A 22718-nucleotide genomic window follows, 5' to 3' on the forward strand; every position below is an offset into this window, starting at 1 on the left:
CGACCAACAGGGCTACTCAGCATGCCCGCACCTGATCTCACGCGCGGAGCGGTGACCGGCCTCAAGGTCGTCGATCTCTCGCGCGTGCTGGCGGGGCCGCTCTGCACGCAGATGCTGGCCGATCATGGCGCCGATGTCGTCAAGATCGAGCCGCCATCGGGCGACGAGACGCGCGGCCTCGGCCCGCCCTTCGATGCGGCGGGCCAGGCGGCGTATTTCGGCGCCGTCAATCGCGGCAAGCGCGGCATGGCGCTCGACCTGTCGCGCGCAGACGGGCGCATGGTGCTCGAAGCCCTGCTGAAGGATGCCGACGTGCTGGTGGAAAATTTCCTGCCCGGCACGATGGAGCGCTGGGGGCTCGGCTACGAAGCCGATCTGTCGGCGCGGTTTCCGCGGCTGATCTATTGCGCGATCTCGGGCTTTGGCGCCGACGGGCCGCTCGGCGGATTGCCGGGCTATGATGCGGTGCTACAGGCCATGTGCGGCCTGATGAGCATCAACGGCTCGCAGGACTCCGGCGCGACGCGCGTCGGCGTCCCCATCGTCGACTACGTCACCGGCTACAATGCGCTGACGGGCGTCCTGCTGGCGCTCGCGGCGCGCGAACGGACCGGACGGGGGCAGCGCGTCGAAGCGACGCTGTTCGACACCGCGCTCGGCCTGCTGGTGCCGCACGCGGCCAACTGGATCTGCTCCGGGAACGCGCCTGGCCGGCTCGGCAGCGCCCATCCCAACATCGCGCCCTACGACAAGTTCGCGGCGGCCGACGGCGAGATCTTCCTCGGCATCCTCAATGACGGCCAGTTCCGCCGCTTCTGCCAGAAGGTGAGACGCGGCGACCTGCTGGATGATCCGCGTTTCCGGACCAACGCCGATCGGCTCCGTCACGTCGCAGCGCTTCGCGCCGAGCTGGAGCGCACGCTGGCGCACTTCAAATCGGACGCGCTTTGCCGCGACCTGATGCAGGCCGGCGTTCCCGCCGGCGTCGTCAACACGGTGCCGCAGGCGTTCGCACAAGCTCATGTCGCCCACCGCGACATGCTGGTCGAGCGCGAGGGCCATCGCGCCCCCGGCATTCCCGTGAAGCTCGCAGAGACACCGAGCAGTGCCACGCGACGGCCGCCCCGTTTTGGCGAACATGCCCGCGAAATTCTGGCGGAGGCCGGCTTCGACGAGCGTACGATCGACGGCCTGATCGAGGCCGGAATCGTCGCGCCGCAACGGAAGGATCCCGCGAAACGATAAGACGACCAACAAGAAGACGACCATAATAATCATAACGAGAGGAAACGAGCATGCTGAGATCCGCGAGATGGGCCGTGGGATTGCTGGCCCTGCTATGGAGCTGCGCAAGCCTGGCGCAGACCTATCCGACGAGACCCGTCAAGATTATCGTTCCCTATCAGGCAGGCCAGGGCACCGATGTCGTCGCGCGATATCTCGCCGATCATCTGTCGCGCACGCTCGGCCAGCGCTTTTATGTCGAGAACAAGCCCGGTGCCGGCGGCAATATCGGCACCGAGCAGGCGGCGCATTCGGATCCCGACGGCTACACGCTGCTGATGGGCACCAACGCCACCCAGACCATGAACGAGTTCATGTATCCTTCGCTGGGCTTCGTGCCGGACAAGGATTTCGCTCCCATCATCCTGGTCGGCAAGCTGCCGCTGGTGATCACGGCCAGTCCATCGTTCGCCGGAAACAACGTGGCCGATCTGATCAGTGCGGCCAAGGCGAAGCCCGACAGGATCGACATCGCCCTGCCGAGCACGACGGCGCGCGTCATCTTCGAGTTTCTCAAGGAGAAGACCGGCGCGCCGATGTTCGGCGTTCCCTACAAGGGATCGGCGACCGCGATGACCGACGTGCTCGGCGGACAGGTGCCGCTGCTGATCGATACGGTCACGGCGGTGCGAACGCAGATCGACGACGGCAAGCTGAAGGCGCTCGGCATCACTGTGCTGAAGCCGAGCGCGCTCCTGCCGGGCGTCAAACCCGTCGCCGAGCAGGGCGTGCCCGATTTCGAGATGGCGGGATGGAATGCCTTCTACGCGCCGCGCGACACGCCGCCGGCCGTCATCGAGCTCCTGAACGGCGAGTTCGCCAAGGCACTTGCTTTGCCCGAGACGCGGAAGCGGCTGCAGGAGCTGGGCTTCGATCCCGCCGGCGGCACGCCGACGGACCTCGCCCGCTTCGAGACGCAGGAGCGGCTCAAATGGGGCCCGGTGATCAAGGCGACGGGTCTGCAGGGCGGCTGATGCCGACTAAGGCTTGATGAGATGAGATTCGACGAGTGCGCCGACGAAGGTGTGTTCCCTCCCCCCCTTGTGGGGGAGGGTTAGGGAGAGGGGTCGCCCAGCAAAAGGCGCTGGTTGTTGATGATAGATCGAGCGCGAGTGCGCGACGGAAGGAATCCCCGTGTGGCACCCCCTCCCTGCCCCTCCCCGCAAGGGGGGAGGGAACGGAGAGAGCGCTGCTGTCGGCCTAACAATTCGACTCCAACTTGTTACGCCTTGCGCTCGCGCACCGAGCCTTCCTGCGCGACGGACGCGACCAGCGTGCCGTCGGGCTTGAAGATGAGGCCGCGCGATAGGCCGCGGCCGCCGCGCGCGTTCGGCGAATCCTGGGCGTAGAGCAGCCATTCGTCGGCACGGAACGGGCGGTGAAACCACATCGCGTGATCGAGGCTCGCCGGCATCATGCGCTTGTCGAACAGCGTGCGGCCATAGCGCGCCATGATCGCGTCGAGCAGCGAGAAGTCCGATGCATAGGCCAGCGCGCACAGATGCAGCGCGGGATCATCAGGAAGCTTCGCAGCCGTGCGGATCCAGATATGGATGCGGCCGTCGTCGACCTTCTGGCCGAAATAGCGGCCGATCTCGACGGGACGCAACTCGATCGGACGGTCCATCTCGTAGTAGCGGCGGATGAACTCCGGCATCTCCTTGAAGATCGGCTGCTTGGCGACCTCCTCCGCCGTCAGCTTCTCCGGCGGCGGCACATCGGGCATCTTGTCCTGGTGATCGAAGGCGCTTTCCTCCTCGGCGTGGAACGAGACCATGATCGAGAAGATCGCATTGCCGTGCTGGATCGCGGTAACGCGGCGGGTCGAGTAGCTCTTGCCGTCGCGCAGGCGCTCGACCTGGTAGATGATCGGGACCTTCGGATCGCCCGGCAGGATGAAATAGCAATGCAGCGAATGCGGCAGCCGCCCCTCGACGGTGCGACAGGCCGCGACCATCGCCTGCCCGATCACCTGGCCGCCGAACACCCGCTGCCAGTCTGTCTTCGGGCTGTTGCCGCGGAACAGGTTCACCTCGAGCTGTTCGAGGTCGAGGATCGAAATGAGGTCGAACAGGCTTTTGGACATGGGAATGCTCTCGAAAAGACCCGTCATTCCGGGGCATCGCGCCAGCGATGAACCCGGAATCTCGAGCTGATAACCTCTGGATTCCGGGTTCGCGCTCATGCGCGCCCCGGAATGACACAATGGGGGGCCGTTCCGCCCTTGTTTCACCGCACTGTTTCGCCCAGCTCAAGTCTGCTAGCAAGACCGAGAATTGACCGGGAAGCTTGGTATGTCGGTACAGGGAAGCATTGTTATTGGCGGCGGCGCGTTTGCCGGCCTCGCGCTGGCTCTGGCGTTGCGCCAGGGGCTGGGTCCCGAGATCCCCGTCATCGTCGCCGATCCCGCGCTCAGCACGCGGCCGAGCCGGGACCCGCGCGCCACCGCGATCGTCGCTGCTTGCCGCCGCCTGTTCGAGGCGATCGGCGCCTGGGACGACGTCAGGGGCGAGGCGCAGCCGATCCTCGACATGGTCGTCACCGATTCCAAGCTGGAGGACGCCACGCGTCCGGTGTTCTTGAATTTTGCCGGCGACGTCGCGCCGGGCGAGCCGTTTGCGCACATGGTCGAGAACCGCCGTCTGATCGATGCGCTGGTCGTGCGTGCCGAGGCCGAGGGCATCGATCTTCGCGCCACCACCGTTGCATCCTACGATGCGCGTTCCGACGGCATCGACGTGACGCTCGGCGACGGCAGCGTGATCGCGGCCAGCCTCCTGGTCGCCGCCGACGGCGCGCGGTCGAAACTGCGCGAGCGCGCCGGCATCGTCACCCACGGCTGGGAGTATGACCAGTCCGGCATCGTCGTCACCGTCGGCCACGAGCGCGATCACGAGGGCCGCGCCGAAGAGCACTTCCTGCCTGCAGGTCCGTTCGCGATCCTGCCGCTCTCGGGCAAGCGTTCATCGCTGGTGTGGACCGAGCGCCGGGCCGAGGCCGCGCGGATCATTGCGCTCAGTGACGAGGACTTTCACGGCGAGCTCGAGCAGCGCTTTGGCCTGCATCTCGGCGAGGTGAAGGCGCTCGACAAGCCGCGCGCGTTTCCGCTGTCCTATTTCGTCGCGCGTTCCTTCATCGCCGAGCGCCTCGCGCTGGTCGGGGATGCCGCCCATGTCATCCACCCCATTGCGGGCCAGGGCCTCAACATGGGGCTGAAGGATGTTGCCGCGCTGGCCGAGGTCGTCGTCGACGCCGCGCGGCTCGGCATGGATCTCGGCGGCGCCGACGTGCTCGAGCGCTACCAGCGCTGGCGCCGCTTCGACACCATGGCGATGGGCGTCGCCACCAACTCGCTGAACTTCCTGTTCTCCAACGAATCGACCCTGCTGCGCACGGTGCGCGACATCGGCCTCGGCCTCGTCGACCGCGCCCCGCCGCTGAAGAACCTTTTTATCCGCCAGGCCGCCGGACTGACGGGCGAAGTGCCGCGGCTGTTGAAGGGTGAGGCGTTGTAAGGCGTACGTTTAGAGAGCGCTCGCGCTTCAGTCTCTCCCCGTCGTCCTGGACAAGCGCAGCGAAGCGGAGCGCAGATCCGGGACCCATACTCCGCAGCATCAGTTTTGCGAAGACCCGGAGTGACCGGCTCGCGTAACAACGCAATTCGGTGGTTATGGGTCCTGGCTTTCGCCAGGACGACACCGACGGTGTGGCGCGGGCATCGCTCCAAACAAGCGACGGGCGACGCCATCAATCGATCTTGCGCGCTTCTTCCGGCAGCATGATCGGGATGCCGTCGCGGATCGGATAGGCGAGCTTGGCGCTGCGCGAGATCAGTTCCTGCTTTGCAGAATCGAACTCCAGCGGGCCCTTGGTCAGCGGGCAGACCAGAATCTCCAGCAATTTGGGATCGACGCTGGCTTCGGGACGTTCGGTAGGCGTGTTCATCGGGGTCTCCGGCAATCGGTTGCCTCTAGCACAGAAATTCGCCTGCGCCCATCGTATCCGCTCAAGCGGAGACCATCTGCAGAAGCTCGTCGAGCATGCCCTGAAGCCGCGCCGCCGGCACCGGCGATCCTGACAAGGCGAAACCCAAAAACGTCCAGTAGAGGATCTGCGCCCGGGCCTGCGCCGTCGCCGGGGCAAGCCCGCGTTTGCCGAGCAGCTGCTCGATATAGTCGAGCCTGCGGCGGTCGATCGCGCGCACCGCTCCTTGCGCGCCCGCATCGAACGCTGCCCAGTTGCGCACCGCGCGCTCGAGATCGAGCCGCGCGCCGAACGACCTGCGCAGCAGCGCCTGCAGCGGCTCGTCGCCGGCGGCCTCGACGTCGGCGATGATCTGCTCGGCCGCAATCTCGCGCCAGCGCTTCAGCACCGCGGCGTGGAACGCGCCGAGATCGGCGAAATGCCAATAGAAGCTGCCGCGCGACACCCCCATGGCCTTGGCGAGGGGATCGGCCTTCAAAGCGGTGAAGCCGCTCTTCGCCAGCGTCTTCAGGCCCTGGCTGGTCCAGTCGTCGGCGGAGAGCTGTTCGGTCATATCAGTTCCCAGGATCGAACCATACACTAGTGTATTGACAGGCGACAGGCCAGCGCCTATCTGACCATACATAACTGTATGGAGGTGTTGATGCGTGATCTCCTGCTCCAGTGCGCCGGCGTGCTGACCATCGTCGTGGCCGTGATCCATGGCATCCTCGGCGAGACCAAGGTCTTTCCCCGCGCCAGCATCGAGCCGGAACGGCTCCGCACCCTGATCCGCCTGGTCTGGCAGGCCTCGACCGTCGCCTGGATCGGCGGCGGCGTGCTCCTCATCGCGACGCCCTGGATGGGCTCGGAGCCGGCACGCCACTGGATCGTCGTCACCATGGCCTGCGTGTTCGGTCTCTCCGCTATCGCCAACGCATGGGCTACGCGCGGCCGGCACTTCGGCTGGATAATGCTCAGTGCGGTCGTCGCGCTGGCGATCGCCGGCTATTGATCGTCGAACGGGAGTTGAGGCATGACGCTGACACTCGTCACCGGGGGCACAGGTCATCTTGGCCGGGATATCGTCGATCGTCTCGTTCACGACGGACGTCAGGTTCGGGTGTTTGCGCGAGCGCCGGGCGCGCGATCGGATGTCGAATGGGCGATCGGCGACCTCGCGACGGGCGCCGGGTTGCGGGACGCGCTGCACGATGTCGATACGGTGATCAATGCGGCGACGTGTTCGCCGATCGCGCGACGCGGCGGCATTCGTCCGACGGACTTCTTCACGTCGCCTTCCGCCGTGGACGTCGAGGGCACTGAACGGCTGCTGTCGTCCTGCGGGGAGGCCAAGGTGCGGCACTTTCTCCACGTCTCGATCGTCGGCCTCGATGAGGCAACCTTGCCCTACGCGCGGGTCAAGCTCGCCGGGGAACGGCTGGTGCGCGCGTCAGCACTGTCATGGTCCGTCGTTCGCGCGATGCCGTTCTACTATCTTCTCGACCGGCTGCTCGCGGGCCTCCGCTGGCTTCCGATGTGGCCGGTGCCGACGACACTGTTCAACCCGGTCGACACGTCGGACGTCGCCAACCACGTCGTGGCCTGCACCTTCGACGGAATGCGTGGCGAGCGTGTCGAGATGGGTGGTCCCGAAGATCTCGAGCTCGTCTCGTTGGCCCGCCGGTATCAGGACGCCCGGGGATGGCATCAAAAAATCCTGCCGATGAACCTGTCGGACGCGAGGGCGCGCGGCATGGGCTTCGTCGTCAGCCAAGGTGTTCGCGGACAGCTCTCCTGGGCGGATTGGCTGCGACGCAATTACCCCGCGGCGTGAGGCGCGGCCTGGCACAACTGGCCGGGCCAGCGGTGCGCCACGAGCCTGTGAGGCGTAAGGCCGCAGAGGCGGGTCAAATGCGCACTGCGCACGGAGAGCACTCGGCTTTTGGCCAATGTTAGAACTTATCTAAAGCGATCCATGCCCGAACCCGATTGACTTCACCTCCTCCTTTGCTTCCTTCGGTCTTGCTCGCGGCTCCGCGCAGCGCCCACGACAGAGGAGGAGAAGTTCGTGAAGGTCATTCGTGTTGTTGCCATTGCACTGACGATCGGGATTGGCGCGGGATCGACGGCCATGGCCGACGGTTTCAAGGACTGCACCAAGCTCGACAAGGCGTCGTGGAAGCCGGCCAGCGAAGCTGAAGCCAAGGCCAAGGCGCTGGGCTACGAAGTGCGGCGCTCCAAGATCGAAGGCTCGTGCTACGAAGTGTACGGCGTCAAGGAAGGCAAGCTCTACGAGCTGTTCTACAGCCCGGAAGATCTCAGCCTGAAGCACACGATTGCCAAGTAAGGCTGCCAAGTAGGCTTGCCAGTTGAGCTGCGCGAAATCGTCCGCGCAGAGTGAGGCTCGAGGGTGGTCCCAGCTTGATCGAAAAAGCGGTGCCAGAAGCGCGCGGGGCGTCCGACAGGACCCCCGCGGATCGAACCGTTTCGCGGACGGTCGCAGTCTGGGATCTGCCGCTGCGCCTCTGGCACTGGGCTTTCGCGGCCAGCATCCTGGCCGCGTGGTTCACGCCCACCGTCTATGACCGTGTCCATCGCATCGTCGGCTATACGGTGCTCGGGCTTCTCGCCTTCCGTCTGGTCTGGGGTTTTTGGGGCAGTCGCTACTCCCGCTTCCGCATGGTCGGCGTCCGGCTTCGTGCCGCGCCACGCTATCTCTGGAATCTGCGCCGCGGCATCTCCGGCCGCTATATCGGGCTCAATCCCGCCGGCACGTTGATGCTGGTGGCGCTGCTGCTGGCGGTCGCCGTCTCGGCGATCACGGGAGCGATGTCGGTCACCGTGACCTTCTTCGGCCTCTGGTGGGTCGAGGACACTCACCACTATTCATCGGACGCGGTCATCGTGCTGGTCGTGCTGCATGTGCTGGGCGTGCTGCTGATGGGCCTTCTTCAGCGCGAGAACCTGATCCGAGCGATGATCACCGGCCGCAAGCGCATCCGGCATCATCTCTAAGCGGAACCGGTTGAGTTCCCGAGCAACCACAGGCCCGCTCAACCGCGTAGTTTCAGGGGCCGGAACCATCTTAACCCGCACAACTACCGCCAACTGGTGTCATTTGCCGGGAAGCATTTACCTCGCGATAGGCATGCAACTGGGCATTGCAGAAAATTAACGCGGCTAAAGTCTGATCGGCTCAATCCTCGATAGTATTGACGAGGGAGCGATATTGAATGTTCCGCGTTTTTACCTGCCTCACGGCGGAGCACGACTGGCGGCTTGTCATGCTGGCCGGCCTGGTTTGTTTCGCTGCGAGCGTTGTAGCCGTCAGCATCTTTCATCGCGCGATCGCGTCGCAAGCCTGGGCGCGGCTGATCTGGATCGCGATCGCGGGTGCCGCCATCGGCTACGGAATCTGGGCAACGCATTTTGTTGCAATGCTCGCCTACGAGCCCGGCGTCCCTACTGACTACGGTATTGCTCTGACGGCGCTGTCGCTCGCCGCGGCGATGATCCTGACCTCAGGCGGTTTTGGCGTTGCCGTCAGAAATTCCGGCCGGTGGCGCGCGGCTGCCGGCGGCGGCATCATCGGCGCCGGTATTGCGAGCATGCACTATCTCGGCATGTGGGCCCTCGAAGTGCCGGGTCGCGTGACCTGGTCGCCGGAGCTGGTGTTCGTCTCGATCGTCCTCGGCATGGTCCTGGGCTACGCTGCACTCGCGGTCGCCCTGAGCCGCAAGGACAAGCGGGGCGCCTTCGCTGCGGCGCTGTTGCTGACGCTCGCCATCGTGTCGCACCATTTCACGGCCATGGGGGCGGTGCAGATCATTCCAGACCTGACGCTGACACACGATGGATTGTCGCTTTCGCCCACCTTCCTCGCCATCGCAATTGCGGGTGTGGCCCTGTCGCTGCTCGGGATGAGCTTCGTCGGCGTGCTGGCGGATCGTCGGCTTGCGACCAGAACCAGCCGATTCGAGCAAATCATCAGGGAGCTTTCGCTCGCCAGGCAACAGGTGGAAGATTCGCAAAGGGAACTCCAGGATCAGACAGTCAGACTGGATACGGCCATCAACAACATGGTCGAGGCTCTCTGCATGTTCGATGCGGAGAAGCGACTCGTCGTCTGCAACGAGCGTTATGCGCAACTTTATCGGCTCCCGCCGGAACTGCTGAGAACGGGGACGCTGCACAGCGATATCATCAGGCATCGCGTTGTGAACGGCATCCTCAAGGGCGACACCAGCGAAGGCGCTGCCGAGCACTTCACCTCGAAATTGGCGGCCCTGCCGTTCGATGCAGTCTCGAGCAGGATCGACGAGTTTTCGGATGGTCGGTTGATCTGCGTAACGCGACAGCCCATGGCCGGCGGCGGTTGGGTGGCCACGCATCTCGATGTGACCGAGCAGCGCCGGTCCGAGGCCAAGATCACCCATATGGCGCAGCATGATGCGCTGACCGATCTGCCAAATCGCGTGCTGCTCAAAGAGCGGATGGAGCATGCGATCGCGGTGACGCGCAATGGCGGCCTCGATCTGGCTGTGCTCATGCTCGACCTCGATCGCTTCAAGGAAGTCAACGACACGCTGGGACATCCGGCAGGCGATGCGCTGCTGCGCGCCGTCGCTGCGCGTCTGCGGGAATGCGTCACGGAAACCGCGGTGATCGCTCGGCTTGGCGGCGACGAGTTCGCGGTGATCGATTACGTGACCAACCCGGCCGTGGAGGCCTCCGCCCTTGCCGAGAACATCAGGAAGGCGCTTTGCGAACCCTTCGATCTCGGCGATCACCGCGTCACGGTGGGCACCAGCATCGGCATTGCCATCGCGCCGCGCGATGGCAACGATTCCGACGTGATCATGAAGAGCGCGGATCTCGCCCTCTACTCGGCCAAGAGCGGTGGACGTGGTGCGTTCCGTTTCTTCGAGCCGGAGCTCGACGAGCTCATGCATGCGCGCCGCAACCTGGAGCGCGACCTGCGGGATGCGCTTATCGACCGTCAATTCGAGCTTCACTATCAGCCGTTCGTCGGCGCCGCTAGCGGCAAGACCCGTGGCTTCGAGGCCCTGCTGCGCTGGCATCATCCGCAGCGAGGCCCGGTCCTGCCGGGCGAATTCATCCCGCTTGCGGAGGAGACCGGGTTGATCGTGCCGCTGGGAGAATGGGTCTTGAGGACCGCCTGCGTGGAAGCGGCCACATGGCCTGCACATGTCAGGATCGCAATCAACCTGTCTCCCGCTCAATTCAGGAGCAAGGAGCTCGTTCCGGTCATTGTCGGCGCGCTGGCGAGTTCAGGACTCGCGCCGCACAGGCTCGAGCTCGAGGTCACCGAGACGGTGATCATGCATGACAGCGAAGCCGTCTTTGCGGTGCTCGCCCAGCTGCGCGAGCTCGGCGTGCGGATCGCCCTGGACGATTTCGGCACCGGCTATTCATCGCTGAGCTTTCTGCAGAGATTCCCGTTCGACAAGGTCAAGATCGACCGCAGCTTCGTCAGCGAACTATCAAGCACGCGGGCAGAAGCGCGCCATCTCGCGCGAGCAGTGGTTCGTTTCGCAGTCAGCCTCGGCAAGACGACGACCGCCGAAGGCGTCGAGACGAAGGAGCAGCTCGACATCCTGCGCGAAGAAGGCTGCGGCGAAACGCAAGGCTATTATTTCAGCCGGCCGATGCCTGCATCCGACATCACCAGAATGCTGCGGCGAGGTTCCGGAGCAGCCATCCGCGCGGCGTGAGCCGCTAAAGCGCGATGAGATTGGGATGAATCGTCATCGCGCTTTAGGTTGTTGTTTACGCATGATCCTTCCGGAAAACCGCTTCGCACTTTTCCGGATCATGCTTTAGACCCTCACTGCAACGGCGGGTCGCCGCTGGTGCGCTTCTTGGCGAGATCCATCTCGGTGACCGCGATGAGGATTTCGGCGCGCGTCTTCAGGTCGGGCGCTTCCAGCATGGCCTGCTTTTCGGCGGGGCCGTAGGGCGACATCATCGCCAGCGCGTTGACCAGCGCCTCGTTGGGCGCACTCTCGACGCCCTCCCAGTCGACCTTGAGATTGTTGGCCTTCAGGAAATCGGCGAGCACCGACAGCAGCGCTTCGCGGTCGACCTGGTCCTCGCCCATGCGCGCCGTGAAGTCGTCGACGAAGGTGAAGAAATCCACCTTGCACTGCCGGTAGGCGGTGAGCACCTCGAGCTCCTCGACCACCTTGAAGCGGGAGACGCCGGTGAGCTCGAGGATGTAGCGGCCGTCGCCGGATTCGGCGAGCTGGGTGATGCGGCCGACGCAGCCGACGCGGAACAGCGCCGGCTTGTCCGAATTCTTCGGCGAGTGCGCCACGTCGGGCTGGATCATGCCGATCAGGCGATGGCCGTCGCGGAAGGAATCGTCGACCATCGCGAGGTAACGCGGTTCGAAGATGTTGAGCGGCATCTGGCCGCGCGGCAATAGCAGCGCGCCCGGCAGCGGAAACACCGGAATGATTTCGGGAAGGTCGGCGGGTCCGCGATATTCGATGTTGATCGGCATCTTGTCCCCGCTGACGCTTGTGCGCATTCCCTACGAAAACAGGATCGTCGACAAGCGCTTTCGTCCCTCGACCGTTGCATCATCCGTGCCGCCCCAGGCCTCGAAGAACTGCACGAGCTGCTTGCGGGCGCCGTCATCGTTCCACTTGCGGTCGCGCCTGACGATCTCGAGCAGCTGGTCCGTGGCCGCCGCCCGGTTGCCTTGCGCGTTGAGCGCGGTCGCGAGGTCGAAGCGGGCCTGATGATCGAGCGGGTTTGCGGCAACTTTCTGTTCCAGCTCGGCCACGGGCCCGAGCTGCTCTGCCTGCTCGGCAAGATCGATCGTCGTCTGCACCGCTTTCACCGCGGGATCGTTGCGCTTGGATTCCGGCACCATGGCCAGCGTCTGCTTGGCCTGCTCCATCGCGCCGGAGACGGCGTAGCATTTGGCAAGGCCGGCCAGGGCCGCGATGTTGGTCGAATCATGCTGCAGCGCCTCGGCATAGATCTGCGCGGCCGCCGCAGCGTCGCCCTCGGCCAGCACGGCATCGGCTTCCTGCACGATCTCGGCGACGTTGACCTCGCCCGGGGCGGTGACGCCCTTGGTCAGCTTTTCGATGAAGGCGTTGAGCTGGCTCTCCGGCACCGCGCCCATGAAGCCGTCGGCCGGCTGGCCGTTGACGAAGGCGATCACGGCCGGGATCGACTGGATGCCCATCTGGCCCGGGATCGCCGGATGCTGGTCGATGTTCATCTTGACCAGCTTGACCTTGCCCTTGGCCGCCCTGACCGCTTTTTCCAGCACGGGGGTGAGCTGCTTGCAGGGGCCGCACCACTCCGCCCAGAAGTCGATCAGCACCGGCTGGCGCTTCGATTCCTCGATGACGTCCTTCACGAAGGTCTGGGTGGTGGTGTCCTTGATCAGATCGGCCGCAGCCGAGTTTGCGGCTCCGTTACCCTGGTCGATGATCGTCACGGGATCCCCTCGTCTGATGTCTGGAATGGCGGCTCTTTAGCACGTCGCCAACGCATATGCTTCGCTGTCGGCTCCTAAATTGGGCCGAATGGGCCGAATTTCAATCCATCGGGGCCGATTCGCCGGTTCCGGGGCGTTTTCGGGCGATTTGGCCGCATTCGGGGTCTATTTAGGGCTCCCAATTGCGAATCTATGCTGCCGGTAGCTGTTGCATTCCCCTCCCGCTTTTGGCATACGACAGCCGTTGCCGGCGCGTCACGCGACCGACACAGGATGCGGGTGTAGCTCAGTGGTAGAGCACGACCTTGCCAAGGTCGGGGTCGAGGGTTCGAGCCCCTTCGCCCGCTCCAATTTTTCCTAGAGCATCGTCATAAAGTTACGGGCTCCCTTCGGGGAGCGCGACCGCGTTTCTTTTCGGGCAGGGGTAAAGCTCTGAGCGCGGGGACCTTCACGCCATACAAAGGCTGAACGGCGCGCCGCACGGCGGCCGGAGGGGTGGCGGCCCCGTGAACGACCGGTGACCGGCTCTCTGCTCGGGCATGATAAACTGCGCCATATCCGACAGGAGATTCGACTGTCGCTCAAGCTTCGCGACAACTACCCCAGCAGGCGGCCTTCCGCAGATGACGAGTCCAACCTCGAATACCGGCCCGAACACTTCGGCTATCCGGTCTTTGTGGTGTGGCTCGCCGACGACGCGTAGGGCAACCCCGTGAAGGTACTGATCGGCTTCCCCTTCATCGCGTCATCGCGCATTAACGCCGCGCTGCTGAACAACCGCGCCGAGTTAGAAACCGCCGCCAATGCGGTCACGGAACGTCCCGCTCCGTCGCTTAAGAGTATCGACGACCAACCACAGGCGAGCGCACGGGCGGGCGGGCTGCGAGCCCGGCTGCGCGAAAAAGGCCCGCCGGATAGGGCGGGCCTTCGCTTCGTTAGAGCAGCGCCTTAATAATCGCGGCGAGCCCGAATAGGCAGCCGGCCACGTTGACGCGGATGACGATCGTGACCGAGCGTCGATTGAGTCTCATAGGTCGCTTTCCAAGCACCCCGCGGCCAGTGAGTCCTTGCAGTATGACCGAGTCGGGCCGCACCGCGCTAGACAGGACAGCGAACAGCGCAGCGCTAAAACCAACCCCCCGGCATGGCTTGGACTAAAGCACGGGCGTACGCCGCAGCAACCAACGCGGCGTAGTTCTGCCAGACGTCGCTCTTTGCCTTATCGCAATAGTCGCAAATCCCTCGGACGACAAAAATATCCTTGTTGGCGTGCCACGCAGCGTCTTGCACCCCGCTTGCTTCCATCTCCACCGCTCGGACGTTGAAGCGTTCTCTCAACTGATCGCGCGTCGCGGCATTCTTCAGTAACGTGTCCGCGGCTGCGATGACGCCTGAAAACACCCTTGGCAGCCCGTCGCGCCGTTGCCCATCAGGTGGATGGCCGATGATTTCCGCGCCGTTGTGGAGCACATCTGTTTCGTTGGCCGGACGCGCGTAATCGGCGCCAAGGCGATCAAGTGCAGATGCGGCAATTGCATCCCACGGCCGCCGCCCCATCAACGCTTCAGCCTGAAGGCGTGCCGCCATCCCCATTAATGTTGCACTGGCCCTTTGCGGCGCACTGCGAATCTCGCGCCCATCGACTGTCTCTTTAACGAAGTCGTGCGCAATGATCCCATTGCCCCCGGACGTAACGATATCACCCAATCTCACATGCTCGTCTGCTCTTTCGTGATTAGGGCAGCCACCAGCGATTCCGACCATTACGATATGCTCAAGTTGCGGAAATGATCGCAAAGCATTCGTCGTCAGCGCACTGGCGTTCAGCGTCCCCATACCGGAAGATGCCGTCAGTACCTCGCGCCGTACATGGTTGTGCTCATAAACACCGATCTCGTAAAAGTTGGGATCACCCGGCACACCGAGCGTTTCGCTTGAATCGAACGTTGCCATCACCGCGGCGGCTTCTTTAGGAAGCGCAGTTACTAGTAGAACCTTTATTTTTTTGGCTCTCTGCAAGGGCGTTTCCGGACCGTCGAATGAACGCACGCGTTGTGGCACGTGATCATAACCAAATAGATCAGCGCCCTCCGCGTCATAAGCGATGACGCGCATCGTAGTGCGCAATTCAGTTCCGCGTGCTGCCGATTCAAGACGGCTCCGCGTTAGCGAGTTTGTAGGAGCATCCCTGTAAATCTGCAACACTGGCTCCTTATAGAGCGAGCATTTTGCCGACTGTGCCGCCATGTGCTCCAAGAGACGTTGACGGACGCTTTCGGTCTGTTCGTCGGGCCACCATTCTAATACGAGCTCTTCAATGGAGTCGAAGAAGGTGTCTCGCAAACCTATCGCCAGCCCGTTGCGTGCCTCATCCGATTTGTCCTCCGATCCCTGCACGAGCAAGTCGAGATTCTTTCTCGCCGCAGCGGCATTGCTCGCGATTGTCTGATACACATACTTTCTGACCTTTTCGGGCCGCCCTTCAATTTCCTTTAGCTTTACTCCAAGCGCTTTAGGTCCCAACGTCTTGTTTTCGCAAATTGCCCACACTGAGTACTGCGCAACTATTCTGTCATCGTGCCCATTCAAACTCCCTATGACTTGACGATTTTCGAACTTGGCGTCAAAAAAATTCTCTGGCGCCTTGCCAAGACCAATCAAAATCGATGCTAGCCTCAGTTGAGGGATATCGGCAGTGTCAATGTTGATCCGCGTGCCACGAAGTTCTTCATTGAAGCTGGTACTCTGTTGAGCCGCAGCAAGAAGAATGGCCCCCTCGATAGGCAAGTTGGCGCTCTTCAGTTGGCGACGGGCTTCTTCCGCGTCAACGATCGCGCAAAGGGCTGCGATACCTGCGGCCAAAATATCAGGGTCAGATTCGTTGCGCTTGATCGCCTCCAAAACTGCGGCGACTTGTTCTTTCGTGCCGATAAGAGCTAGGGCGTTGAGAGCCCAACGACGAACGCGCGGCTCTTGGTCGTACAGCAATCCCATTGTGTGTACGACCACAACATCTCGCTCGCGAAGGACGAACCCCGAGCGGTAGAGTTTGCAAAGCGTTTCAAGGCCTATTTTTCGATTTTCCGAGTCTTGATTCCCGATTAGAAGCCGAACATAGGCCTCTTCTTCTGCGCTAATAAATCGCTTTACACGGCGCCTCATCGGAAGGTTGTACTTTCCCCACAGTACGCTGGGCATGGTCTAGTACAAGTTGCGACCACGGGTCAAAATCTTCGGTGTAATTAACGGGAGTGGACAGGTCGTGCCACCTAAGATCGTTGATAGCTAACCGGCGCGTCAACGGTTCAAACCATTTAGGGCAATCGAAATACACGACGGCCAACAGATTTCGAGTACCTTTCTCTTCGCACGTGCACACAAAGCTGTCCAAGCGAGCCGAGTCAGCCAACTCGTATTCAGCATTCAAATTCAAGTCCACATTCAACGCACGTAAGCCACTGGCGACGATGCCGTGGTCATTTTGGTCGAACAAACTCAAGTCGTCTTGCACTACCGGGGAGAAAAATCCGAGAGATCGCTTTCGAAGGAAGCTATCGCGATCTTCACGGTAGCGGCCATGGCGATACGTCAAGACGGCGTTGTCTCGCAGCACTAGCATGAACGCCCAAACGAGCACGTCGTCCGAGCGCGCATCTTTGGTGCTGCGTGCGTAGTGAAATTGATGGGCTTGCAGCAAGCCGAGTATTTGTTGTGCAGAGACCGAGCAGGTACTTGCGCACAGGCCTTCAACCGTCTGCGCATCAAACGCGAGCGCTTGACGAACTGCTAATTCGCGCTGTCTACGCCGCGCAATAATGGGAACTCTATACTTTTCCGGAATCGATGTGTCAGTTATGAACTCACGCAAGAAAAACACGCCGGGCTTCGTTCGAAAAAATGAGCTACGTTCTCGGCGCAGCAAGATGTCTTCGCTAATCCGCGCTTGAAGCGTCTTATGCTGAGTCTTGCCATGCAGCCTTGGCGGCACTTTGCCCAATGCAAGCCCGCGCTTCAGAATCTCACGCGGGGTCATCGGCGCACGAGTCGAGCGCAGTACAGACTCCGCAATCTGAAGATACGCATCCAATGCTTTGCCAAAGAAAACGGCGGCGCGCCGCCAATCGCTCCACAGTGCAACCACAAATAACAGATGGTGTCAGGCAGTTCAATCCAGTCGCCCGGAGGGGGCGGCCCCGTCCCGTGCTGTGGAAAACACGATTTTACCTCGCGCCGATCGGTTGGAGCTTGGACCGATCACCCTAGCGCCCTGCGCGTGGCTGGCTCAACCACGTTGGCCGTGACGGTCCTTTGTAAAAGGTGGCGGGGTCAAGGCGCATCGTGAGCGCGAACCGTCGAGGTGCGTCCCGCAAGTCCTTGACGACGATTTCACGGTTAGCATCCATCTCTGGAATGGGCTCGCAGATCATCCGGCGTTTTGCCAAGGCAGCCGTCTTGCGGCAACGAACGCTGCAAGGTGATGCGCGGGGATGGCCCGCGTCAAAAAAAACGATCGACAGACCTTACATTGGTTCTGGGCGGGTCGGACAGCGACAAGGTCGCGATCGAGGGTTCGAGCCCCTTCGCCTGCTCCAATTTTTCCCAGAGCATCCAGCGGAACCGACCGGGCAGTGGTTTTCCACGCCGCTGGCGGCTGTTATGGGTTTGAAATGACAATTCTGGTCACCGGCAGCGCAGGCCACCTCGGGGAGGCCCTTTTGCGGATGCTCCGCGGGCGAGGTTCGCCCGCGCGCGGGGTCGATCTGAAGCCCTCCCCCTTCACCGATGCCGTCGGCTCGATCGTCGATCCGACGTTCGGGCGGCGCCAGATGGACGGCGTCTCCGCCGTGATCCACACCGCGACGCTGCACAAGCCGCATGTGGCGACCCACACGAAGCAGGACTTCGTCGATACCAATGTCACCGGCACGCTCAATTTGCTCGAGGCGGCCGCGGCGGCCGGTATGAAGAGCTTCGTCTTCACCAGCACCACCAGCGCGTTCGGCTCGCAGCTGCGCCCCGAAGCGGGGCAGGCGGCGGTGTGGGTCACCGAGGAGCTGCCGCCGGTGCCGAAGAACATCTACGGCACGACCAAGCTGATGGCGGAGACGCTGTGCGAGCTGTTCTTTCGCGAGCGCGGCTTGCCGGTCGTTGTCCTCAGGACCTCGCGCTTCTTTCCGGAGGACGATGACGATCCGGCGCTGCGGTCGACCTATCCGCTGGACAACGCACAGGCCAACGAGCTGCTCTATCGCCGGCTCGACATAGCGGACGCCGTGAGCGCCCATCTGCTCGCCGTCGAGCGCGCGCCAAAAATCGGTTTTGCCCGCTACATCGTCTCGGCCACGAGCCCGTTCGAGCCGCATCATCTCGCGGCGCTGGCGGATGACGCGGCAGGCGTCGTGCGCGCCCTCTATCCGGATTGTGCGCAGCTCTACGCGGCGCGCGGCTGGCGCCTGTTTCCGCAGCTCGACCGCGTCTATGTCAACGCGCGCGCCCGGCGCGAGCTGGGCTGGCGGCCCGAATTCGACTTTGCGCATGTGCTGCAGTGCCTCCGTGCGGACCAGGATTTCCGCAGCACGCTGGCGCGCGAGGTCGGGTCGAAAGGCTATCATGATGCGGTGTTTGACGACGGGCCCTACCCCATCGCCTTCTAAGCGCCGTGTTCGTTGTTTTGCTCGACGCATCAAGCGTCTGTCCGGGTTCACCGTGCGCGACGCGGGCTCGGCCGTTCTACTGTGCATGGGGTTGTTTTCGCATTTCTTTATTTGGGCCCTTCCCGCTGCCTGCAAATTGAGCCACGCGCTTCTCCGATTCCGCGTTGCAGCGAGATCGTTGCCGCTGCTGTGCCCGCGTCCGCAGCAAATCCGTCTCAACTTTTATTGAGCGCAACCACAGCACACGCGATGCGCTTCTCACCGCTCGCAGATGTGCTAACCTTTTTACGTCTGTCGTCCTGACAGACTCCGAACTTCGCCTACTCAAACAGCAAAACAAGAACGTGCAGCCCTGACGGCTGCCTTAGGGGAGTGACGCGATGACATCGATGTTCCATCGATCCGTGTTGGCGCTTGCAGCGGTTGCCCTTCTTGCCGGGACCAGCGTTGTTAATGCGCAGCAGCAGGACAAAAACCGGGTACTGAAGAAATACGAATCCGGCACCAAGGAGTTCTGGACCCATCCGCCGGATGACTGGTTCCTCGGCGACGAGACCGAGGCGCAGAAGGGCCTCGCGCCGCCCTCGGGCCCGCCGACCGGCGCCTCGGAGGCCGAGCTTGCGGCGATGATGAAGAAGATCAAGCTGCCGGCCGGTTTCAAGATCGAGGTCTATGCGCCCGGCGTTCTCGCCGCGCGGCAGATGGCCTGGGGTGACAAGGGCACGCTGTTCGTCGGCTCGTTCGGCCTCGGCAACGTCTATGCCATCAAGGACAACAACGGAAAGAAGGAGGTCAAGACCATCCTCAAGGGGCTGAACATGCCCACGGGTCTCGCCTTCAAGGACGGCGCGCTCTATGTCATCGCGGTCGACAAGCTGATCCGCTACGACAATGCCGAGGCCAATCTCGACAATCTCGGCCAGGGCAAGGTCGTCTATGACGACATGCCGTCCTATGCCGCGCATGGCTGGAAGTACATCGCGGTCGACAAGGAGGGCTGGTTCTTCCTGCCGTTCGGACCGCCCTTCAATGTCGGCATTCCCCCGACCAGCGTGTCGCAGATCCGCCGCGTCGATCCCAAGACCGGCAATGCCGAGATTTATGCGCTCGGCGTCCGCAACTCGGTCGGCGGCGACGTCGATCCGCGCACCGGCAAATACTGGTTCACCGAGAACGCACGCGACTGGGTCAGCGACGATCTGCCGTCGGACAAGCTGAACATGATCAGCAAGATGGGCGAGCATTTCGGCTATCCCTATTGCCACCAGGGCGACCTGCCGGATCCGAAGTTCGCGATGGGCCACAAATGCTCGGAGTTCACGCCGCCGGTGCTGAACCTCGGCGCACACGTCGCTCCGCTCGGCATGAAGTTCTACACCGGCGACCAATTTCCCGCCGAGTACAAGAACAACATCCTGATCGCCGAGCACGGCTCCTGGAACAGGCACAAGTACCAGGGCGCCCGAATCATGCGCGTGATCGTCGGACCCGACGGCAAGAACGCCAAGCAGGAGGTGTTCGCCTCCGGCTGGATCGAGGGCGACCAGGGCTATCTCGGCCGTCCCGCCGATATCATCCTCGCCAAGGACGGCTCGATCCTCGTCGCCGACGATTGGGCCGGCGCGATCTATCGCATCAGCTACAGCAAGAAGTAGCGCGACACGAGAAGAGGCTGCGACCGCGCGATGGTCGCAGCCTCATTCATTTCAACGTTCTACGCCGTCGTTCCGGATTGCGCGCTACCGGCGCGCAATCCGGAACCCATAACCCCGATTGGTGGTTATGGATTCCGGGCGCTCGCCCAGCGGCCGCCCCCGAATGACGAACTCGACAGATCGGAATTCCCATCATGCGCCGGCAGTTCACCTCGCACGCAATCAGCGCGATTGCGCTCCTGACGCTCGGCGCCCTTCCAGTCGGCGCCGCCGACAATGTCGCGATCAAGGACAAGGCATCCGCCTGCTCCGGCTGTCACGGCGAAAACGGCATTTCTCAGACGGAGAACATCCCTTCGCTGGCCGGCCAGCCTGATCAGTTCATCCAGTGGCAGCTCGTGTTCTTCCGCGCGGGTTCGCGCAAGAACGACCAGATGCAGCCGATCGCGGAAGAGATTACCAACGAGGACATCCGCAATTTCGGCGCCTACTTTTCGCAAATGACGTCGCCGAAGGCAGCGGAAGACAACGATCCGGATCTGTCGAAAAAAGGCGCGCAAGTCGCCGTCGGCCGCCGCTGTGCCTCATGCCATACCGACAGCTTTGCCGGCACCAAGGCCGTCGCGCGGCTCGCGGGGCAGCGTGAGGAGTATCTTGTCAAGGCGCTGCATGATTATAAGGCGGGCGCCCGCGTGGGCGGCGGCGTCGCGGCGATGGCCGATGTCGCGTATCACATGAGCGACGAGGAAATCACGGCCGTCTCGCATTATCTGGCGAATCTCAAATAGCGGAAAGTGTAGCCACAAACTCTGCCGTCGTCCCGGACAAGCGCGCCCAAAGCGCGCGCAGATCCGGGACCCATAACCACAGCAAGATGTGGTTATGGGGACTCGAAGTGACGGCGTCGCGCGCCATGTCCTATGGGTCCCGGATCTGCGCTTACGCTTGTCCGGGACGACAGCGGTGTCTGGAGCGCGAGCGAGCTACCCCGCCCGCTGCTTCTCATACGCCTTCAGATGCGTGTAGGCGATGCGCAGCTTCGGCACCGGCACCTTGGCGGCATCGGCGCGGGCGATGAGGTCGCCGATGACGTGATCGGCCTCGACCGGCAGGCCCGCCTTGATGTCGCGGAACATCGACGCGGTCATCGGCGATCCCTCGGTGGTGAAATTGCCTTTGATGCGCTCGAAGAACGGGCCACCCGGCGGATAGCCGGACGCCGTAGCGACCGCGCTGGTCTCATCGAGCATGCCGAGCAGGAAATCCCGGCCGCCGGGAGCGGCCAAAATATTGCCGACGGAGGTGCGCATCAGGCTGGTGCTTGCGGCGAGCGAGGAGAGGAGCACCCACTTCTCCCACATGTCCTGCATGATGTTCTGGCTGGCGGTGGCGCCATTGATGCCGCTCTTGAAGGCCTCGTCGATCGCCTTGACGCGGTCAGACAGCTTCCCGTCGCGCTCGCCGTAATTGAGCGACTGCATCGGCTGGAGCTGCACCACCTCGTGCTTCTCGTTCAGCGTCGCGGCGATGGCGCAGAGTCCGCCGAGCACCCGCTCCTTGCCGAACTTGGCATCCAGCGTATCGAGATGCTTCATGCCGTTCAGCATCGGGATGATCGACGTGTTCGGGCCGACCGCCGGGGCAAACGACTTGATGGCGTCGTCGAGGTCGAAGGCCTTGCAGCTGAGCAGCACGACGTCGAACTTGTCCTTGAGCGCGTCGGCCTGCACGGTGGGCGGATTCTTCAGGGTCACGTCGCCATTCGGGCTCTTGATGACGAGACCGGCGCTCGCCAGCTCGCTGGCGCGGCGCGGCCGGACCAGGAAGGTGACGTCGCGGCCGGCCTGCAACAGCCTGCCACCAAAATAGCCGCCGATGGCGCCGGCGCCGACCACGAGGATACGCATGGGATATTCCTTTTTGTTGCTATTGGCGGTCCATCTATAGTCGTCATTGCGAGCGAAGCGAAGCAATCCAGAATGCTGCCGCGATCACATTCCGTCGCCGGCGAAGGAGGGTCTACTTCTCCAGCACCATTTCCTCGACCTCGCGCAGCTGCTCCTTGCCGAAAAACATCTCGTTGCCGACGAAGAAGGTCGGCGAGCCGAAGGCGCCGCGGGCGACCGCCTCCTCGGTGTTCTTGATCAGCTTGCCCTTCACTTCCGGTTCCCCGGCGCGGGCGAACAGCTTTTGCGCATCGAGGCCGGAGGACGCCAGCGCCTTCATCGCAATTTCAGGGTCGTCCATCTTCTTCGGCTCGCGCCACATGTGGTGGAAGGCCGCCTCGACATATTTTTCGAACACGCCCTCGAGCTGCGCCGCGATCGCGGTGCGCATCAGGTTCAGCGTGTTGACGGGGAAGAAGGGATTCATGACATAGGGCTGCACCTTGAAGCGCTTGATGAAGCGCTCGGTCTCGACCTGCTGAAACTCGCGCTTGTTCTTGACGCCGGCGAGCGTCTCGGCCGGCGACTTGTTGTTGGTCGATTTGAAGATGCCGCCGAGCAGGATCGGCACATATTCGAATTTGACGCCGATCCGCTCTTCGATCGCCGGGATCGCGAGATGGCTGAGATAGGCGTTCGGGCTGCCGAAATCGAACAGGAATTGCGGGGCTGTGCGGGGCAAGTTCGTTCTCCCTGGAGGCGCTTTTTTGGCATTGTGGCGCAGGCTGCGCCA

22 protein-coding genes and 1 tRNA gene are annotated in these 22718 nt (G+C 62.8%); 14 read left to right on the forward strand and 9 right to left on the reverse strand.

Annotated elements, in window-relative coordinates:
• Positions 1-21: 21 nt before the first annotated feature.
• Both JQ635_RS19295 and JQ635_RS19300 read left to right on the forward strand, forming a co-directional pair.
• A complete protein-coding gene (locus tag JQ635_RS19295) occupies positions 22-1245 on the forward strand; it encodes a CaiB/BaiF CoA transferase family protein (RefSeq protein WP_211411396.1) in 1224 nt (407 codons plus the stop codon).
• A gap of 50 nt (positions 1246-1295) precedes the next feature.
• On the forward strand, positions 1296-2258 hold the full coding sequence (locus tag JQ635_RS19300) for a Bug family tripartite tricarboxylate transporter substrate binding protein (protein ID WP_211411397.1): 963 nt from the start codon (positions 1296-1298) through the stop codon (positions 2256-2258).
• A gap of 248 nt (positions 2259-2506) precedes the next feature.
• On the opposite strand, the gene tesB is transcribed toward JQ635_RS19300, so the two are convergent.
• Positions 2507-3370, reverse strand: coding sequence for an acyl-CoA thioesterase II (gene tesB / locus JQ635_RS19305; protein ID WP_211411398.1), 864 nt, complete (start codon positions 3368-3370; stop codon positions 2507-2509).
• Between the two features lie 208 nt (positions 3371-3578).
• Here tesB and JQ635_RS19310 point away from each other — a divergent pair, with 208 nt between their 5' ends.
• Complete coding sequence (locus JQ635_RS19310) at positions 3579-4799, forward strand: ubiquinone biosynthesis hydroxylase (protein ID WP_211411399.1); 1221 nt, start codon at positions 3579-3581, stop codon at positions 4797-4799.
• Positions 4800-5031: 232 nt separating this feature from the next.
• Here JQ635_RS19310 and JQ635_RS19315 read toward each other — a convergent pair whose 3' ends face one another.
• Together JQ635_RS19315 and JQ635_RS19320 are read right to left on the reverse strand one after the other, a co-directional pair.
• Entirely contained in the window at positions 5032-5229 is a 198-nt protein-coding gene (locus JQ635_RS19315; protein ID WP_194405294.1) for a Trm112 family protein, read from the reverse strand.
• A 61-nt stretch (positions 5230-5290) separates the two neighbouring features.
• Positions 5291-5821 (reverse strand): TetR/AcrR family transcriptional regulator, encoded by a 531-nt coding sequence (locus tag JQ635_RS19320; RefSeq protein WP_211411400.1) that lies wholly within the window; start codon positions 5819-5821, stop codon positions 5291-5293.
• 90 nt (positions 5822-5911) lie between these two features.
• On the opposite strand from JQ635_RS19320, the gene JQ635_RS19325 reads away from it, so the two are divergent.
• From JQ635_RS19325 to JQ635_RS19345, 5 genes are all read left to right on the forward strand, one after another.
• A complete protein-coding gene (locus JQ635_RS19325; protein ID WP_211411401.1) occupies positions 5912-6262 on the forward strand; it encodes a hypothetical protein in 351 nt (116 codons plus the stop codon).
• Positions 6263-6283: 21 nt separating this feature from the next.
• Complete coding sequence (locus JQ635_RS19330; protein WP_211411402.1) at positions 6284-7084, forward strand: SDR family oxidoreductase; 801 nt, start codon at positions 6284-6286, stop codon at positions 7082-7084.
• Between the two features lie 234 nt (positions 7085-7318).
• Entirely contained in the window at positions 7319-7597 is a 279-nt protein-coding gene (locus JQ635_RS19335; protein WP_100233301.1) for a PepSY domain-containing protein, read from the forward strand.
• A gap of 74 nt (positions 7598-7671) precedes the next feature.
• Positions 7672-8265, forward strand: coding sequence for a cytochrome b/b6 domain-containing protein (locus JQ635_RS19340; protein ID WP_211411403.1), 594 nt, complete (start codon positions 7672-7674; stop codon positions 8263-8265).
• 218 nt (positions 8266-8483) lie between these two features.
• On the forward strand, positions 8484-10985 hold the full coding sequence (locus JQ635_RS19345) for a bifunctional diguanylate cyclase/phosphodiesterase (protein ID WP_211411404.1): 2502 nt from the start codon (positions 8484-8486) through the stop codon (positions 10983-10985).
• A 113-nt stretch (positions 10986-11098) separates the two neighbouring features.
• Here the strand turns inward: JQ635_RS19345 and JQ635_RS19350 are convergent, their stop codons facing one another.
• Positions 11099-11776: an LON peptidase substrate-binding domain-containing protein gene (locus tag JQ635_RS19350; RefSeq protein ID WP_211411405.1), complete on the reverse strand. Its 678-nt coding sequence runs from the start codon at positions 11774-11776 to the stop codon at positions 11099-11101.
• Between the two features lie 30 nt (positions 11777-11806).
• Positions 11807-12730, reverse strand: coding sequence for a thioredoxin (gene trxA, locus JQ635_RS19355; protein WP_211411406.1), 924 nt, complete (start codon positions 12728-12730; stop codon positions 11807-11809).
• Positions 12731-13005: 275 nt separating this feature from the next.
• Between trxA and JQ635_RS19360 the strand changes: the two genes are divergently transcribed.
• The 3 genes from JQ635_RS19360 to JQ635_RS19370 all read left to right on the forward strand — a co-directional run bounded on the left by JQ635_RS19360 (position 13006) and on the right by JQ635_RS19370 (position 13682).
• Positions 13006-13080: transfer RNA gene (locus JQ635_RS19360), tRNA-Gly, on the forward strand.
• Positions 13081-13247: 167 nt separating this feature from the next.
• A complete protein-coding gene (locus JQ635_RS19365) occupies positions 13248-13433 on the forward strand; it encodes a hypothetical protein (protein ID WP_211411407.1) in 186 nt (61 codons plus the stop codon).
• A gap of 9 nt (positions 13434-13442) precedes the next feature.
• Positions 13443-13682 (forward strand): hypothetical protein, encoded by a 240-nt coding sequence (locus JQ635_RS19370; protein WP_211411408.1) that lies wholly within the window; start codon positions 13443-13445, stop codon positions 13680-13682.
• 173 nt (positions 13683-13855) lie between these two features.
• Here the strand turns inward: JQ635_RS19370 and JQ635_RS19375 are convergent, their stop codons facing one another.
• Positions 13856-15724, reverse strand: coding sequence for a hypothetical protein (locus JQ635_RS19375; protein ID WP_211411409.1), 1869 nt, complete (start codon positions 15722-15724; stop codon positions 13856-13858).
• A gap of 139 nt (positions 15725-15863) precedes the next feature.
• Entirely contained in the window at positions 15864-16871 is a 1008-nt protein-coding gene (locus tag JQ635_RS19380; protein ID WP_211411410.1) for a winged helix-turn-helix domain-containing protein, read from the reverse strand.
• 526 nt (positions 16872-17397) lie between these two features.
• On the opposite strand from JQ635_RS19380, the gene JQ635_RS19385 reads away from it, so the two are divergent.
• From JQ635_RS19385 to JQ635_RS19395, 3 genes are all read left to right on the forward strand, one after another.
• Positions 17398-18384 carry an NAD-dependent epimerase/dehydratase family protein gene (locus JQ635_RS19385; protein ID WP_211411411.1) on the forward strand — a complete coding sequence of 329 codons (987 nt, stop codon included), beginning with the start codon at positions 17398-17400 and terminating at the stop codon, positions 18382-18384.
• 380 nt (positions 18385-18764) lie between these two features.
• Positions 18765-20039, forward strand: a complete 1275-nt coding sequence (locus JQ635_RS19390) for a PQQ-dependent sugar dehydrogenase (RefSeq protein WP_211411412.1) — start codon at positions 18765-18767, stop codon at positions 20037-20039.
• 194 nt (positions 20040-20233) lie between these two features.
• A complete protein-coding gene (locus JQ635_RS19395) occupies positions 20234-20827 on the forward strand; it encodes a c-type cytochrome (protein WP_211411413.1) in 594 nt (197 codons plus the stop codon).
• Positions 20828-21022: 195 nt separating this feature from the next.
• Here JQ635_RS19395 and panE read toward each other — a convergent pair whose 3' ends face one another.
• Positions 21023-21946 carry a 2-dehydropantoate 2-reductase gene (gene panE / locus JQ635_RS19400; protein ID WP_211411414.1) on the reverse strand — a complete coding sequence of 308 codons (924 nt, stop codon included), beginning with the start codon at positions 21944-21946 and terminating at the stop codon, positions 21023-21025.
• Positions 21947-22058: 112 nt separating this feature from the next.
• Positions 22059-22667: a 2-hydroxychromene-2-carboxylate isomerase gene (locus JQ635_RS19405; RefSeq protein WP_211411415.1), complete on the reverse strand. Its 609-nt coding sequence runs from the start codon at positions 22665-22667 to the stop codon at positions 22059-22061.
• Positions 22668-22718 lie beyond the last annotated feature (51 nt).

Origin of the sequence: Bradyrhizobium iriomotense, from assembly GCF_018130765.1 — a bacterium.
Taxonomy (GTDB): Bacteria; Pseudomonadota; Alphaproteobacteria; order Rhizobiales; family Xanthobacteraceae; genus Bradyrhizobium; species Bradyrhizobium iriomotense_A.